General features: G+C 32.6%; 14 protein-coding genes. 5 read left to right on the forward strand and 9 right to left on the reverse strand.

What is annotated here, in order from left to right; genetic code table 11:
• Positions 1-22: 22 nt before the first annotated feature.
• From P0077_RS17255 to P0077_RS20975, 8 genes are all read right to left on the reverse strand, one after another.
• Complete coding sequence (locus P0077_RS17255; protein WP_276166453.1) at positions 23-4,648, reverse strand: AAA domain-containing protein; 4,626 nt, start codon at positions 4,646-4,648, stop codon at positions 23-25.
• A 166-nt stretch (positions 4,649-4,814) separates the two neighbouring features.
• Entirely contained in the window at positions 4,815-5,120 is a 306-nt protein-coding gene (locus tag P0077_RS17260) for a hypothetical protein (RefSeq protein ID WP_276166454.1), read from the reverse strand.
• A 5-nt stretch (positions 5,121-5,125) separates the two neighbouring features.
• The gene (locus P0077_RS17265; RefSeq protein WP_276166455.1) at positions 5,126-6,403 is read right to left on the reverse strand and encodes a restriction endonuclease subunit S; all 1,278 of its coding nucleotides are present in this window, start codon (positions 6,401-6,403) and stop codon (positions 5,126-5,128) included.
• Positions 6,400-7,980: a type I restriction-modification system subunit M gene (locus P0077_RS17270; RefSeq protein ID WP_276166456.1), complete on the reverse strand. Its 1,581-nt coding sequence runs from the start codon at positions 7,978-7,980 to the stop codon at positions 6,400-6,402. Before P0077_RS17270 ends, P0077_RS17265 begins: the two co-directional genes overlap by 4 nt.
• A 128-nt stretch (positions 7,981-8,108) precedes the next feature.
• Positions 8,109-9,032 carry a hypothetical protein gene (locus P0077_RS17275; protein WP_276166457.1) on the reverse strand — a complete coding sequence of 308 codons (924 nt, stop codon included), beginning with the start codon at positions 9,030-9,032 and terminating at the stop codon, positions 8,109-8,111.
• A gap of 1 nt (position 9,033) precedes the next feature.
• Positions 9,034-10,299: an MFS transporter gene (locus P0077_RS17280; RefSeq protein ID WP_276166458.1), complete on the reverse strand. Its 1,266-nt coding sequence runs from the start codon at positions 10,297-10,299 to the stop codon at positions 9,034-9,036.
• A 3-nt stretch (positions 10,300-10,302) separates the two neighbouring features.
• The gene (locus P0077_RS17285; protein ID WP_276166459.1) at positions 10,303-10,707 is read right to left on the reverse strand and encodes a hypothetical protein; all 405 of its coding nucleotides are present in this window, start codon (positions 10,705-10,707) and stop codon (positions 10,303-10,305) included.
• Positions 10,708-10,725: 18 nt separating this feature from the next.
• Complete coding sequence (locus P0077_RS20975; RefSeq protein ID WP_432422792.1) at positions 10,726-11,100, reverse strand: DUF6804 family protein; 375 nt, start codon at positions 11,098-11,100, stop codon at positions 10,726-10,728.
• 119 nt (positions 11,101-11,219) lie between these two features.
• Here P0077_RS20975 and P0077_RS17290 point away from each other — a divergent pair, with 119 nt between their 5' ends.
• On the forward strand, positions 11,220-12,032 hold the full coding sequence (locus tag P0077_RS17290) for an endonuclease/exonuclease/phosphatase family protein (protein WP_276166460.1): 813 nt from the start codon (positions 11,220-11,222) through the stop codon (positions 12,030-12,032).
• A gap of 51 nt (positions 12,033-12,083) precedes the next feature.
• On the opposite strand, the gene P0077_RS17295 is transcribed toward P0077_RS17290, so the two are convergent.
• Positions 12,084-12,239 carry a hypothetical protein gene (locus P0077_RS17295; RefSeq protein WP_276166461.1) on the reverse strand — a complete coding sequence of 52 codons (156 nt, stop codon included), beginning with the start codon at positions 12,237-12,239 and terminating at the stop codon, positions 12,084-12,086.
• Positions 12,240-12,600: 361 nt separating this feature from the next.
• Between P0077_RS17295 and P0077_RS17300 the strand changes: the two genes are divergently transcribed.
• The 4 genes from P0077_RS17300 (at position 12,601) to P0077_RS17315 (ending at position 16,936) form a co-directional block, all read left to right on the forward strand.
• A complete protein-coding gene (locus P0077_RS17300; RefSeq protein ID WP_276166462.1) occupies positions 12,601-13,359 on the forward strand; it encodes a hypothetical protein in 759 nt (252 codons plus the stop codon).
• Positions 13,360-13,518: 159 nt separating this feature from the next.
• Positions 13,519-14,967 carry a DNA/RNA non-specific endonuclease gene (locus P0077_RS17305; protein WP_276166463.1) on the forward strand — a complete coding sequence of 483 codons (1,449 nt, stop codon included), beginning with the start codon at positions 13,519-13,521 and terminating at the stop codon, positions 14,965-14,967.
• A gap of 344 nt (positions 14,968-15,311) precedes the next feature.
• Positions 15,312-15,896, forward strand: a complete 585-nt coding sequence (locus tag P0077_RS17310) for an RNA polymerase sigma-70 factor (RefSeq protein ID WP_276166464.1) — start codon at positions 15,312-15,314, stop codon at positions 15,894-15,896.
• A 68-nt stretch (positions 15,897-15,964) separates the two neighbouring features.
• Positions 15,965-16,936: a FecR family protein gene (locus P0077_RS17315; RefSeq protein WP_276166465.1), complete on the forward strand. Its 972-nt coding sequence runs from the start codon at positions 15,965-15,967 to the stop codon at positions 16,934-16,936.
• Positions 16,937-16,956: the final 20 nt, after the last annotated feature.

Here is a 16,956-nt window from a genome sequence, read left to right on the forward strand (position 1 = left end):
TTCAAGAATGCTAAAAGGTGAATTAATAAACCTTATTAATTTTAACTCTTTGATCCCGCTCTGCAAATTTCAATAAATCACCTTCTTGGTTACCTAACAATAACTTACCCAAATCACTATGTATTGACAGTACCCGAATCCCATCTCGGCTTATGGGTTGTTGATTTCTTGGGATATCCATTAATAAGACTTCCTGTATTTTGTTTTGCATATCAAGCATTGTAATTTTACACTTACTGTTTACTGCTACAATAGTTGCGCTTGTCTTCTCTAATTCAGAATAATCCATAGAAAACAAGTCTTGTGTAACATCCTCTTTCAATTTGGGTTTACTTGCATATTGCTTGTTAATCGTTTCCTCAATGACTACTTCCTTTTCTTCTTCAACAGATTCAACAGATTCAATGGATTCAATTTCTTCTTCATCTTCTTCTTCATCAAACTCCGGAAGAACTTCAATTTGTCTTTGTGAATTTCTCTCAATAAAAGTGATAAGCTTTTCTAGTTCACCTTCGGGGTCAATTCTAAAACTAGAGTATGTGATTCTATGAATTTTCCAACCTATTCTTTCTAAAAACTCTTGGCGCTCAATATCGTAGGCAACATCTTCTATTGAAGAATGATATATATCGCCGTCACATTCAATTGCTAAGGGTGTACCGTTATTATAAACAACGAGATCTAAAATAAAATGTACATAGGTTTCTTTTCCTAAACGTGCATTATGAAATAGTTCTTTTTTCTTGATTTGATATTGAGGCAAGATAAATTGATAGCCCTTTTCAAAAAGTAAACTCGCTACATCATATTCAAACCAACTATCAAATGGCTTTGGTCTGTTTTCAGGAATTCTAAGTTTTTTTTCTAGATTTGGTGGTAGTTCTATTGGTTTAACAGGACTAAATTCTTCATCAAAAAACGAGATAATTTTTCTTCGAAAATCTGTTGTTTTCAATTCATCTAATTTAATAGAATGAAATAGTATCATCTGCTCTTTAGCTCTACTTAAACCAACATTAATACCTCTAAGTTTAGAAGTAAGATTTTGATCTATATTATCAACTATTGAACCTGGAGCACTAATTGAGTTATCGCTATTTACAGTATTTGCTACGCCTAAAGAAACCAATATTACATCTCTTTCATCACCTTGAAATTGTGCTGGGCTATCTATTATAATATTGTGTTTTTCTAGCTTTTTAATAGATAAATCTTCTAAAATTGTTTTCAACTCTCGGGTATGATTTGCAAGCCCTAAACTTACAACACCGATAGTTTTATTAGCATATGTGGGGTCTTCAATCAACTCACGGAGCTTTGTGGCGATAGCTCTTATTTCTTCTTTAACTATTTTATTATCATAGTTTGCATTTTTAATAAATAATCTTTTTTTAGGGGTAAGTCTATTGGCACTAATTACCTTTAAAGGGATTAATTTGTTTTCATAAAAGTGCTTTTTTGAAAAATCAATTAATTCAGGTACACACCTAAAGTGTTCTCTAAGCATTTGGCTTGTAGAACCAGAAACTAAATTTGCTAATGAAAATAAGCTAGCATCTGCTCTTATATTTATCGCTTTTGGTCCCATAAAATTAAGATGGTCCTTTCTAAGAGAGTCAAATGCTTCATTAGTAATTGATACATCTTCTGGCGATGTTTGTTTTTCATCACCTACAACAATCATCTTTTTGCCATAATAGCCAAGTAGTATACTGTTAAAGTTAAGTTGACTAGCTTCATCTGTAATTATGCAATCAAAAACTTCTGGGGCTGAATCTACAGTTTTTAAAACGTCATCAAATTTCATTACCCAACACGATATATTCGGCGCAATTGCTTTCGCCGTTTGTTGGGCATTTCTTCTAAATTTATCTTTATCTGCAATACCTCTTTTACTTTGTTTGAATTCATGTTCAAAATTTGAAAGCAAATTGATGAAGTCATTTTTTTCTTGTTGGTTAAAGCGCTTTTTAAAATTTTCTTTAGCCAAACCGCTTAAAATGTCTGCTTTGGAATTCTTAATAACATCTGTAAGGTAGCGTAGTCTTTCACTTGTTTTTTGAAGATCAATTGATGTTGCATCTTCAACTAATTGGGCACCATATTTCAAGTGAAAAGAATCTTTGTTTATGCCCTCTAAAACTTTTGTTGAATTAGTACTTAAAGTTTTTAGGGTTTGCGGTATAAATTCTTTTAGAACTGTTTTTGCTTTTGCGGATTCTTGATGCGCTAGATGCGCGCTTTCTAATTCTTGTAATTTGTTTTTTACCTCTACTATATTTTCTTTTTTGTTAAGTAAACTGATTCCTATAGTTGAAATTATTTTTTGAGTATTTATTATAGCATCACCTACTTTATCTTTTTCTTGTTTTATTCTATTAGCTTCTTCAAAAACAGAAATTAATTCTTTTGCAGTATTTGTAATTTTTTCACACTTGGCATGAGTTAACTCATATGTTTTTTTAAACTCAATTATATCATCTGAATTTAATTTGTTTAATAACTCTAAATTCATATCAACTTTTATAATACCCTTTTTTGCTGCACTTTGCATTTCTTTTAAACTACATTGTTCTTTTAGGGCATAGTCAATAAAGTTATTTTCAGACAGTAACTCTATAAGTTCATTTAGGTTGGAGAAAGTGTTTAAAAAGACTCTAAACTTCATCAATGTCTTCCTATTATTAGAGAACACATCATTTATAGAAATTTGATCTATATACTTAACATCTTTGTAAAGTGAGTTGAGTTTTTTTTGAAAAAATGAAAGGGTGTCTTTTCCCTCTGGTAAGAGAGCTAAGTACGTAGAGATGTCTCTAGCGTATTTGGCACTGTTTAATTTAATTTCTTGGGCAGATCTATTTATCTGATAATCTTCTACTATTTCTTCAATAATAGCACGCTTTTTAAGCAAAGAATCAAGTAATTCTTTATTCTCACTTATTAAGTCTTTATCCTTAAAGTTATTTAGAGTTTTTGGTATTAAACTAGCCCTTTCAAAATTAAATTCTTTTAGGCTTGATACTTTTAAGGTTTCCAGTTTACCTCTAAAATTATCTGATAAATTATCAAATCTATCAAAATCAACTAAATCTAAAAGTTTAAAAGTTTCTTCAAAATTTATCGATGATTTTTTTTTGGTTACTGGTTGTAATTCTATGTACTTTTTTAAAGCCCTATTAATTTGGTCAGAATTTGATAACGTTTGATCATTAACAGTATCTTTTATATACTCCCAATTCGTTTTTCGCTCATCAACAAAGGTGTATAACTCATAAATACTAAAGTCTCTTTCAAAATATGGAATATTTATAGAGGTATACTCTTGCCGTAGAAGTTTTGCAAGAATCTTTTTTTCTGAATTATAATTTTTTTTGGTTTTGTTTAGTTTTTCTAGATCTGCATTAAGGTCATAAATGTTACTATTTAATAAGAGTTGCCTGATATTACTTATGCTGTTGGATAAAGTATATTCCGATTGATTTTGTTGTTTAATATCAGCCATTACCAACCCATTAAATTGATAAGGAATTTTGTCCAATAATGATTCTAGAGCTTTGTCTGTCTTTGCCGTAATAAGTATACGTTTACCTTCTGCTAACATAGCGCAAAGTAAATTTACAATACTGTGAGATTTTCCTGTTCCAGGTGGTCCGGTTACGACAGATAATTGGTGTGTATTGTAATTTTTATAAATATCTAATTGTTCTCTATTATAAGGTAAAGGAAAAAACTCTTCAAAATCTGAAGCATCTAAACTTGTAAATTTATCTTTTATAGACTCATAGATATTTGCAAAATAATGAGAATCGCCTTGCGATAAATTATTTTTTTGCCCTAATAAAATGTCTAGAACAGGTGGACTAACATTGTTTCCCTCAGAGAAGTCAATGATTTTATCCATTAGTTTTTGAAAATGACGTGGTCGCTTATGTCTTAGAATAAAACATGGTGCAAACTTTACAAAATTTTTAGTTAGGGTGTCTATTGGTTTTGAGTGGTTGGGGTCATAAACCAGACTTGGGTGTAATGCTAAAACATCGTTACTAATTATTTTTTTAAAAGCTGCTGTTTTTAAAAAAGCGACACCTAATTCATCAATACCTGTTTCAAAAGCATTTATTATTTTTAAAAGCTGATTTCTATCTATTTGTGGATTATTTAGAAAAAAAGCGTCTATATACGGATCTTCAATGGTATCTAGTTTAAAAACGACTTTACTGCCTGATATAATTGCAGAAAGTGGAATATGAAAAAGATGAACTTTTACCATTGATTCACCTATTTTAAGATGAAACAAACCAAAAGAGTACACAAACTCTAAACTACTGTTTTTTGCAGTATCTCTTGCTGCTTGATAAAAATATGAATACGCCTCTCTGTTAAATTTTTCTTCAAAAGTTTCTTCATCTTCATCTAGTCCATCATTTTTAGGTAATGGGCGGCGTACATCTAGAAGTATATTAGTATTAGTTTCTTCTACATCAACAGCAAACAGACTTTCAAAAACATTCTTAACAACGATGTCAGATTCTTCAATTTCTTCTTTCCATAAAGTATTTTTTAAACGCAATACATTTTTAGATCCTCTTTCAAGTAACTTATTATATTCTCTTAAAAATGCTATATATTTTTGAATAACTGCCATTATAGTTTTGTTTGTTTAACGAAACAACTTCATTATAAATACTCTTATTATTTCTACTGCAATCATTAGCTAATTCTCGTCTATTTCTAAATTGTTAATACCTGCAATAGCAGTTATCACAACGTGTCAGTAAAATATTATGTATTTTTTTTAACAATTAGTTTAATTATTCATCACCAAACACACTATCATAAGACATAGAATCATCATCAAAATCTTCATCGTGTCTATCAGGAAACATGCTGTCTAATTCTCCTTCTGCATCGTAAAAATCATTCTCTTGTTTAAATTCTTTTACAAGTTTATCTAATTTGTTAATTTGTTTTTCATCTTCCTCTTTAAAAACTTGATGAAAAACCTCTTGAATTTTTTCTTCTAAATCATATATGAGTTGGTGGTCTTCGTTTCCTTCTTCAAAAATATTTTCTATTTCAAGAAAGCGTGCTTTTAGTGTTTGTATTTCTTCGGTCATAAGTATTAATTAATTAGCTCTGTTTTATTGGTTTCTACCTCCAAACCATCAACATCTATCATCCCACTCATTAAACGTGGCAACAAAATATCGCGTGCTTCTTTTAAGTGTTGATTTTGGTTTTGAAGATTTGATATACTTTCAAATACTTTAGAGGCAAACGTTTTGAATTTTATAGAAATATCTTCGGAAGGCACAATAAAAGGTGATTGACGAACAATTCCTGTGTTAATATTTTGAATTGCTGCTCCATAAGAAATACTCTCGAAGTATGATTTTAAACCTATAAAGCTGAAATAAAAATATTCTTTTAATTTATCATCTATTCCTTTAAAATATAACCAACCATCATGAATACAAGCTTCAACACCTAAAATCATTGGAAAACCTAAAGTCCCACTAGCAGCAACAACTATAGAACCTTTTGGTAATTTTCTACTAAAAGATGCTCCATATTCATTAACATAGAGTTTGGTTTCATAAATATAAATATGTGAAGAAGTCGCATCTGCTATTTTTAACCAAGGAATAGTTCCTCCTTCAAAATATTTTTGATTTGAAATTGGTCTTGGCGAACTCCCTCTACCTACTTCTATCACATCTTGAATCTTTTTCTTCTCCCACCCAACTGGCAAACCACTTTCCTTATCAGTCTCCACATCCTCATAACCAGGAAATTTAAAACGTACAAACCACTCTTCGTAGGTTTGTTGTGCTTGCTCTTCTAATAAATTTATGCGTTTTAGATTGATTTCTATTAAATCATCATAACCCGATAAGATGGATGCTATTTTGCGTTGGGTTTTTAATGGTGGAAGATTGATTTTTATTTTTCTCAACCCTGAAATTGTTAAAGCTTTTTGGGATGAACCTATTAAAACTGAATCTAATTTGGCCTGACCATAAGGACTAACAATAAAATAATAAAGAAATTTGGATAAAGTTTTGTTTTTACTTTTATTAAATTTTATCCATATCAAATTACCATCCTTAAAATAAAATGGTTCTTCATTTTTTACTAAATAAGGGACTCCAATACTTCCCACTGATGTTATTAAAATATCTCCTAGTTGTGGAACACCATATTTTTCTTTAATCTTGAGGTATTTGTCTTTTTCAATAAATAGTTCAAGGCTTATATCTTGACCTTTAAATGACTCAATAATTTCTTTTGACCTAAAAAAGGGAATACCTTTTTCTACGTAATCAGAAAGAAATATTCTTTTACTAGATTTAATCTCCAATAAATTACCTAACAATTCCTCTTTCCAACTTTCCATCATAATTTCACAGATTGAATTTGCTCCATTAAACTATTGGCTTCGGTATTAAGTTCTGCTAGTTCAGTATGTATTTCGGTCATTCTACTCTTGTAGTCAAAATCCATATCAATATCAATCTTCACACCAACGTAGCGTCCTGGTGTTAGGCTGTAATCTTGTTCTGCTATTTCTTCTAGTGTGGCTATGTTGCATAAACCTTCTATGTCTTGGTAAGTTCCTTTAGGGAAGTTTTTGTTAAACCAAGTATTGCCTTTGCTTACACCTAAATCGTCTCCTCTAAAGGCATTCATTAAAGCAGTTAAGCCTTCTAGGTGCTCATCGCTAAAGTCGTTAATGGTGGTGCTTACTTTGTTAAAGGTGTTACGAGCATCTATCATTAAGACCTTATCCTTGTTTTCTTTCTTTTTCCCTTTATTAAAAAACCAAACGTGACATGGTAAACTACGTGTGTAGAAGAAATTGTTGCTAATGGCTACAATACATTCTACATCACCAGATTCTATAAGTTTTTGGCGTATTAATTTTTCCGCATTTCCAGCATCAGTTGCAGAACTTGCCATAACAAAACCAGCTCTTCCTGTTTCATTCAAATACGAATGAAAATATTGCATCCATAAATAGTTTCCATTGCTTATGGTACCTTTTCCTGTTAATGGTGCACCAAATGGTAAACGATCATCATCTGCTAGAAACTTATTTTTAGCATCAATTTTATCCACATTAAATGGGGGGTTAGCCATTACAAAATCGCACTTACCTGTTAGGTTATGTGGGTTAGAGTAAAAGCTATTGCTCTCTACAATTTTACCTTCTATGCCATGAATGGCAAGGTTCATTTTTGCTAAACGTGTGTTGTTGCTTTTTAGCTCCGTACCATAAACGGTTATGGCTTCGTTAACATTTTTGTTTTCATGGTCTGTTATAAAGTGCGCAGTTTGTACAAACATACCACCAGAACCACAAGCAGGATCGTGTACTATACCATGGTCTGGTTGTATAAAGTTAACAATGAGGTTAACTAAAGATGGTGGTGTAAAGAACTCTCCGCCTTCTTGCGCACCTGCGCCTTGCATAGAGAATTTCATTAAGAAAAACTCATAAATACGTCCAAACACATCGCCTTTGGCATTTTTTACAGCGTCTTTGTTAAATACACGTACCAAGTCTCGCAATAGTTTATCATCAAATTCTTGATAGCTTTTTGGTAGAATACCTTCTAAATCTGGATATTCGGCTTCAATAAGCTTCATGGCATTGTTAATGGCTTCGGCTATGTTTTCGCCTTCAGGTAAATCGGCTAAATAATCATACTTTGCTTTTTCGGCAATAAACATAGCGCCAGCGCCTGCGTAATCCCCTTTATTTGCCTCTCGTTTTTTACCCGTTCTTGGGTTAATAGGCAGTTTTTTTTCTACTTCTATTTTTGCATCTTCAAACCTATTTTGGGCAAAACGCAGTAATACCAAACCTAATAATGGGTCTTTATATTCGGCAGCAGTTAGTTTAGAATTTGCTCTAAGATCATCGGCTGCGTCCCAAAGTTCGATTTCTAATTTCTTTATATTTTCTTGGGTCATTTTTTATTGGTTGTGGTCATCTTAAATGATAACTGTCGTGATACTTATATACGAACCTTAAATATACTTATTAGTATAAGAAAAATGATATACTATCTTTTACAAAATGACTACTAGGGTTAATTATTTCATGGGTTCACAAAACCCTCAATGACCTTTTCAACACTTGAAGCTAGATCTGCATTCTGAATTTTAAATTTTTGAATACCCATTTCATTGAACCAATTGGTCCAATAGGCCCGCATAACATCAATAGCATATGGGTTCTTAGGGTTTAAGCTTTCAACACCAATAACCAATACTTCTAAGTCTTCAAGATTCTCATTTGCCTTAATAAAACCATATCCTTTTTCATTGAGTGTGGTCTCCCACTTTGAATTAGATAAAGGAAGACGATGCAATGATTTTGGAGTTAAATACGAGCTTAAGTTCCCTTCTTTAATTTGGCTGTTTTCATGATACATATAGCCATCCGTGAGAATCACTAGAATATTTCTATGACAATTGCTAATGGTGTAATCTTTAACATTGTACTTGAAAAATTGCCATATATCTGAACCGGGAAAATCTTTCGGGTTTTTAGCATCTGCTAATGCAAGATTATATATTTCGGCAGGTTGGCCAGCATATAATTCTTCCGTTTCAGTAATTTTAGCTTTTGGCGAATTTTTATCGAACTCTATATGGAGTTTTTCTGCTATAGCATTAATGGCATCATTAGTAGGTTCGGGATTGAAATACAATTGCATTTGATCTTGTAAGAATATCAATTTTTTTGTCTTTACGTGAGATGTAAACGCCTTAGAAACACTCTTTAAATACTCGGTGTCTTTTTGAATGGTTTTTGGCTGTGTTATTCTATCCGATAGGTCTAAAAACACACTAATGTTCAGGTTGTTCTTCTTGTTATCCAGAATATATTTAGGGCAGTCACCTTTAATTTCTGTCTTAGCAATTTTGATTTCCTTGGTTTCTTCTTTTGTATCGGATTTGCAGGCGGAAAGTATAATGGAAATGGTAGCGTAAATAAAAAGCTGTTGTATGTTTCTCATGTTATAAGGTTTTCGTGTAAACTTTATTTTGGTAGTCATCTGAGTCAAGGTCTAATTTGGTAATATGGGTGTCATATACTTTACGGCACTCATTTAAATAATCTCTTGTTTGTTCCGGGCCTAATACAATTTCTGAGGTAATACACTCTTGCCAGCCCTGCAAGTACTCAGATGATAGTGCTTTGTAATTTCTAATAGGAAGTATGAAACCATCAATGATATCCTCTAATTCCGAACATCTAATTTTATTTTCACTGATAACTTTTTCCAGTGATAGAATGGTATCGTTTTGCTTATCTATAATTTGAAGTAAATTCTTTATATCACTTTCCAAAGAGGAAATATAATTTTCAATTTTATCCTTATCCGCATGCTCTTTCATGACGATGTCAAAAACAAGTCCCCAAATAATATAAGAGACAAAACCCGCAAAGATGATGACCCAAAAGCTTGGACTTGTGAAAGCTACGGCAATAGAAAAATCCGGATCTTCAAATGTTTTGTTTAAGTTATATAATTTCTCATCTATTAAATAAGCTAGGAGTGCATCAAAAATAAATGTGGTTATAAATAATAGAATTACTTTGAAAATATTTCCAATACTATGTTTGTGCATGAAAATATGAATGAGATACCCTAACCCAAAAAACACAAAGGGGATAAAGAGAATAAACCCCAATTCTAATGCACCCGCATCATAAGCTTCTTGTAGTGCCTTTGGGTAGAACATTCCCCCGAATAGTTCAGTAGACGGGTCAAAAGTTCTAAAAAAAGCTGAAAATGATGTGGAAATATAAAATATGAAGATATAAACGGTTAAAAATGCCAAGAGAATAGAACCAATCCAAAACTTAGAAGAAGACCTTCTATCTACGGGTATACCAAAATCTTGAGGACTTCTTCTGACCTTGACAATATCCGTTCTTAATTTTTCAATTTTATTTTCTTTTTCTTCAACTCGTTCTTTTTCGCGTTGTAGCTCTTCATCTTTGGTCAATAAGAGGGTTTTCTTTCCCTTAAGTTCGGTAACGTAGGGTTGCTTTAGTTTTATTTGCTCTAACTCTTCTTTTTTGCAATTGTTTTCGAACTTATGATAGATTGCATCCAAACTGGCTTGTAGGTTTTCAGAACGTCCTTGACATGACTTGGAGGTAGAACGTCCATCTTCATGATACGTTTTTCGTTGATCTTCAAAAGTTGGTGCACTATTATTAACCTCTGGTTTTTTGATTGGTTTTATTTGAGCAATACTTTTTAAAAGTCCCATAAGCTAGTTGTTTAGTTCTAATAAAATCGATTCTTTACTTTTTCCTTCTTTAGCGCTCTCAATGAGATATTCGGTGAGAGGAACTATTTTATCATCTAGGAATTCAAATTTTTTACAGTACTTTTTTAAGGTATTGTATTCATCATCTGTAACTATTTCATCTGCCCATATCATTAGGGCAAAATCATATAGATATTCTATTCTCTTTTCTAAGGTTTCGGGAATAGTGATGATACCGGAGTGCGCGGTTAAAATTTCATCTAACTGTTCTTTGGATATGTTTCTTTCGTTTGCAAATTGATAGAGCAGACGCATTTCTAATGGGCTGAATTCGTCGTCTGCCAATGCAATTTGGTAAAGTCTTAAAAAATGGCTTTTAATCTCTTCTGAGATGGTTTGGTTCTGCATAATCAAAAATGGGTTTGGTTAAAATTTTCTATCTCTGCCATAGGATTTGGCTGCTTTTTTTCTAGCATACGGTATAAAGGGTTTGGTGTTTTTTATTTTAAATGCACTGGCTAAAAAGACTAATGCACAGATAATATCTATTGGAATCCAAATAAACTTTTGAAATAGATAGATAGGGAATATAGGATTGAATAGATAGGCTATAAGAATGAATGAAAGAAGAGTGGAAGGGTTCTTAGTAAACTGACTACTAATGATAAAAGCACTGATACAGACAAATACTCTTAGAAATTTATAATAGAAGCTATCTAGTGGAAAAATTGCTAAGGTTAGAATGAAAGCACTAGCTAGGGCTAAGTAGCTATAAAAATCTCTTTTAAAATTATACTTCATTTGTTAATTGGATTGGCTAAATACATTTCAAACCTATTACAATTCGCTAGTCATACTTTACAGAATCCCGTAATGGGCACAATTTATTTCTGTTAATTTTGCTTTGTAATAAAAAAACCATGCTTAAAAAGTTACTCGTTTACGTATTTGTTCTCTTTGCTTTTAGTGTATTCTCCCAAGAACAAATAAGCCTCATCTCTTGGAACATAAGAGACATGGGGAAGACCAAAAACTCCGAAGAATTAGATAAAATGGCAGAAATAGTTCGTGATGCGGATATTGTTGCTATTCAAGAAGTAGTTTCAGGTTATGGAGGTGCACAAGCGGTTGCTAAACTTGCTGATAATCTTAATAGAAAAGGAGCAAAGTGGGATTATGTAATCAGCAACCCTACCAACAGTACAAAATACGCTACCGAACGTTATGCCTTTATTTGGAAAACCAAAAGAATCAAAATTAAGAACCGAGGCGAGTTAATTAAAGAATTGGACACTTTGGTAGATAGAGAACCTTTTTACATCGATTTTTTCATAAATGGGCAGAAGCTAACTGTTCTTAATTTTCATTCAAGACCTCACAACAAAAATCCGGAGGCCGAAATCATGGCTATATCCAATTACCTAAAAAGTAAAGAAATTGCCCATCCCTTGGTACTTGCAGGTGATTTTAATGTTGATGAAAAAGAACTCGTTTTTGATACACTTAAAGAGCTGGATTATAAACCGAGTATTCGTAATCAAAAAACTACTTTAAAACATGAATGCAGGGAAAATGGATATTTAAACCATACAATAGATAATATTTTTTATTCTAAGGAAATTTCAAAGGTAAAGGGTATGGCAATAGATTTTGTAAAGTACTGTGATAACCTAACAAGTGCTCGTAATCTTTCCGATCATTTACCTGTTTTATTGGAGCTTAAAATTGAATAAATGATATAATTTGGGCTGTACGTTCAATACAGCCCAAATATTCAGATTTCGCTACCCACGCGGTGGAGTAGGTGGTGGATTGCCGTCATCCCCTTCCGTTGATTGGGTATTGTATAATCCGTCTGTCTCTGCAATGGTTTCATCATTACAGGAAAATAGAAATGTATTAAAAGCTAAGACCGTTATGGCTAAAATTATTCGCTTCATTTTATTGGAATTACAGGACATGCCGATGGCCGTCCGAGTTAATACTCAGTGATTTTTGCGATGAATACATCGCGTAAAAAAATGAAGGGACGTCTCCCGGTTTTGAGAAGTAGAAATCCGAATACAGTAGCGTACAGCTTACTTCTCAATTGGGCTTTTTGCCGACTGTATTCTGGACTTTCTTATGAAATGATTTTTCTAGAAACACCATGTTAGCAATGCAGGGCGACAATCATTTCGAGAACAAAGTAAATGAGGTGAAGTATAAATTTGTGGAGAATCGGGGGAAAAGAAATTCCGGAAAAATAGTTCCATGAAATTTCCATAAGTATTAGTTTTAGAATCCAAACCAACCAATAGTATGTCACTAGAAATTTTAGCACTTGCCTTTAAAAAGGCAGAAAAGGAAATTGGGTCAAAGAGGAAAACACATCTGGCCAGGCATCTTTCGGATGTCCTGCAAGAAGATTACAATTATACCATTAGCGAACGTACGTTAAGGGACTATTTTAATAAAATAGAAAAAGGAGATACGGGACCCCAAGATGATTTAAAGCCTAAGCTTATAGAACCCTTATGTCAATATTTAGGATATGTAAATTATGCGGAGTTCATAAAATCACACGGGAATATCAATAGGAGAATTTCTGACGAAGAAGTAATCAACCCAACTAAAAAAAGTTTAAAAAAAATATGGGTTGCGGTCTTGTTAATCTGTTTGAGTATTGGTGTTGGTATATCTTTTTTAATATCTCAGAGGAGCATAAATGAATCCAATGCCACTATGTATAAGGAATGTATGACCTGGGCGGATTCAACCTACGTTAAGGTTTCCTGTGATAAAGGACCGTATTCTAAATATGGTACAAAGGTTATTCCTTACGAAGAAAATAGATTTAAAAACTTGAAAAGAGTTAGGGTACATTTAGCCTATAATTATTTTAATGAAAAAGGTCAACCTCTAGTTTGGTACTTTAGAAACGACGATAAGCAATATGAATTTTTTACAGCACCCGGTTTACACCCTATAAGTGAAAAAACCTTAAAGGCGATAACTCCATACATTATACAAAAGTATGTTCCATTGCATAATGACCAAGAGGATTCATTTATAGAGTAATCAATCATGTGTTTAACTTTCTTCACAACACAACATTTAATAGATTTCTTTTTCATCATCAAATTATTTTGAAACATCCTTTATATGACACAATAAGTAGGTAAAGTATTACATTATGATTACTAGATAACATATTGTAAAACTAAAAGTAATAGCCTTATGAAGTTCTTTACCCCAAATTACCTTTCTCTTTTTGCCGTTTTGTCTTTTTTTTTGATTGGATGTTCTACAGATGAATATTATACAGATAATTCTATTTATGAGAAAGTTCCAATAGAGGAAACTCCCACAGAAGGAATTATAATTAATGGCGAACTGGTTGTTGATACCTATTATTACGATAATCAAGGGCCTCATAAGCACAAGGCATATGGATTAACAGCAAAAACTGTTGGTTTTACGGAAACTTTTGAGTCAGGTTCAAAGGGTAGCTATGCTGGAGGTACTGTAAGTTTATCCCCTTCAGGAGATTGGTACCTTGATGATGCGCTTGTAGGTTCATTGACGAACGACCGAAAGTTTGGTTCCAAGTCGGTCAGGATAAGAAACAATGGCACTTTAACCATGAGTTTCAATATGGATAATGGAGCTAGTAGCATTCTTGTTCGTCATGCGGCATATGGTACCAACGGAGCATCCGATTGGAGATTAGTGGCTTCATACGATGATGGTACCACTTGGTACTATATAGGAGATACTATAACAACCAATTCAACCACATTAAATACGGTTACCTTTGAGGTAAATGAAACCCAAAGTGTACGATATGGTATTTATAAAATTTCCGGGGGGTCTAACAGAATTAATATTGATAATATTGAAATTGAAGTAAATACTTCGGGTGGAGGCACCAGTCCATCCATGGATAGTAACCTTACTTTTGGTAATCCTTCCGATGCAGCTTCTTCTATTGATAATTATTTCCTTTCTAAGCCTGATTTTAGCTTGTCATATAACAACAGTAACGGAACGGCCAATTGGGTTAGCTGGCATTTAAGTACAGCATGGACAGGAACCACTTCTAGGTGCAACTGTTTTAAGTCGGATAAAACATTGCCTACCACCTTTTTTAGAGCCACTACCAGCGACTATACAAATTCTGGTTTTGACAGAGGGCATTTGTGCCCATCCGCAGATCGTAATGGTAGCGAAGATTCAAACGAGAATACCTATTACATGACCAATATTGCGCCACAGGCTCCGGATAAAAATCGTAGGTCATGGGCTAATCTTGAAAGCTATTTACGGTCATTAACTTTAGAAGGAAATGAAATACATATTATTTCCGGGGTTGTTGGTACCGGTGGTACGGGTAGCAATGGATCGGCCAATACAATATCAAACGGAGAAATAAATGTACCGGATGCTTTTTGGAAAGTAGCATTGATTTTACCTAACGGAAATAATGATATTCAACGTGTGACAACATCCACAAGGGTGATTGCTGTACTGGTACCTAATGACCAAGATATAAATACAGATTGGACACATTTTAAAACTACGGTAGATAATATAGAGAGTTTGACAGGGTATGACCTGTTTGAGAACATATCCGATACTATAGAATCTATTTTAGAGTCTACTGTGGATGCGGAACAGTCAGTTTAGCTAATGTCCTTTTTCAGTTTAGGAGGTTTAATTCTAGTATAGATTATAATAGGGTGTATTATTGGTTAACCAATAATACACCCTATTTTTTGGGTTTAATTTAAACAAATTGAGGAAACAGTAGGTGTATTTTATTTGATGAACTATAGGAAAATTTAGTAAGAAAATCCCTTATTTACTGATGTTAACAAGGATTCAACAGCTTATTAAATTGCGATATTAAGTAATAAGAAAATGTCATATCTATAATATAGATATGCGGAAAAAGGGTTTTCTGTTATTCTCGGAGATATACTATACCCAATATTATTTTTTGGTTAAGTTTAGAATATAAACCACTGTTGATGCCCCGAGATTATAAAACTATTAAGAGTGAATCATATAGCCACAGTTTAAATATTAATAGCGATGTGGAGTTTGAAATTATATTCAAGCTTTATCATTCTAAACTATTACATATCGCAAAAAGCTATGTTGTTGAAAAAGAAGACGCCGAAGAAATAGTTCAAGAAACGTTTATCAAATTATGGCAAAAAAGGAAATTACTAACTCTCCAACCTAATGAAATTAGTAATTATTTGTTTATAATGGTTAAAAATGGATGTCTCGACTATTTAAGAAAAAAAAAGAGACAGCTAAGTTTATATGGTCCTGCTGAACAAATAGAAGATAGTATAAACTATAATGCGCTTACGGATGATGTAGCAACAGACATAATAGCAAAAGAATTAGCAGAGCAAATTCGACAAGCCATAGAATTGCTTCCGAGGAAATGTCAAAATGTGTTTGTAAAAAGTAGGGTAGAAGGTTTTAATCATAAAGAAATATCAGAAAAACTCCAAATTTCTACGAAGACGATAGAAAGTCATATTGGAAAGGCTTTAAAGCATATGCGCTTTCATTTACAGGAGTATTTACATTTATTTTAAAAAAAAATCGAAAATCGCTTAAGGGGTAACTGCATTTAATTCGTTTTTATTATAAAGACACTATTTAAATGCAAGACGATTCACTTCAAAAATATTTAAAGAATGAACTTTCTCCGGAGGATAGAAAATTTGTTAATGGTTGGATAAAAGAGAGTGATGAAAACGGTAAATATTTTAATGCCCTAAAGGCGAGATACGTAGCGAAATCACTAAATCAAAGTTCAATTGCTGATTCTAAAACTGCTTACGAACTTTTTGAAAGGAAGAAAAACAAGAGACGGTGGTCTCACTATGCTTCTTACGCTGCAATTGGCTTAATTTTTCTTTCAACTAGTTTTTTCCTTTTAAAGGATAGTTTAAGCTATGATCAAAAAGATCATAAATTTTTAAAAGATAAACTTCAATTTGCTGAATCATCCAATGTAAATAAGGAAAGTGTAGTTCTGCCCGATGGTAGTACTGTGGTTTTAAATATTGATAGCCGTATTGAGTATCCTGCTAGCTTTACGGGAGAAACAAGGAGAATTTTGCTATATGGAGAAGCAATATTCGATATTGTCCATGACTCCTTACATCCCTTTATTGTCCAAACAGAACACTATGATGTAAAAGTATTGGGAACTACGTTTAACGTTAAGTCTTACCCAAATGATACCCAAACGGAAACAACCCTCATAACCGGAAAGGTGGAACTTTTAAGGGATAAACAAAACCCTATAGTTCTCTCTCCTTCTGAAAAAGCTGTTTTTCATAAAGTAGAAAATAAAGTAAAAGTTAAAAAAGTAATTTCTGCAGATGTAGTTGCATGGCAGAAAGGAACGCTTGTTTTCAACAATACACCATTACAGCAAGTTGCTCTTGATTTAGAACGAAAACACAACAAAAAAATAACAATTAACTCTGTAAGATTATTAAAATATGAATATACCGGAACGTTAGATAATTTGACTTTAGAGGAGTCACTTGAATTACTGAAAATTTCATCCCCAATTGATTTTAGAATATCAGAAAATGAAATAGTACTTAAAATGAAAGAGTAAATAAAAAAGAGGATGTTGTC

The sequence above is a fragment of the Zobellia alginiliquefaciens genome, from assembly GCF_029323795.1.
GTDB classification, from domain to species: Bacteria; Bacteroidota; Bacteroidia; order Flavobacteriales; family Flavobacteriaceae; genus Zobellia; species Zobellia alginiliquefaciens.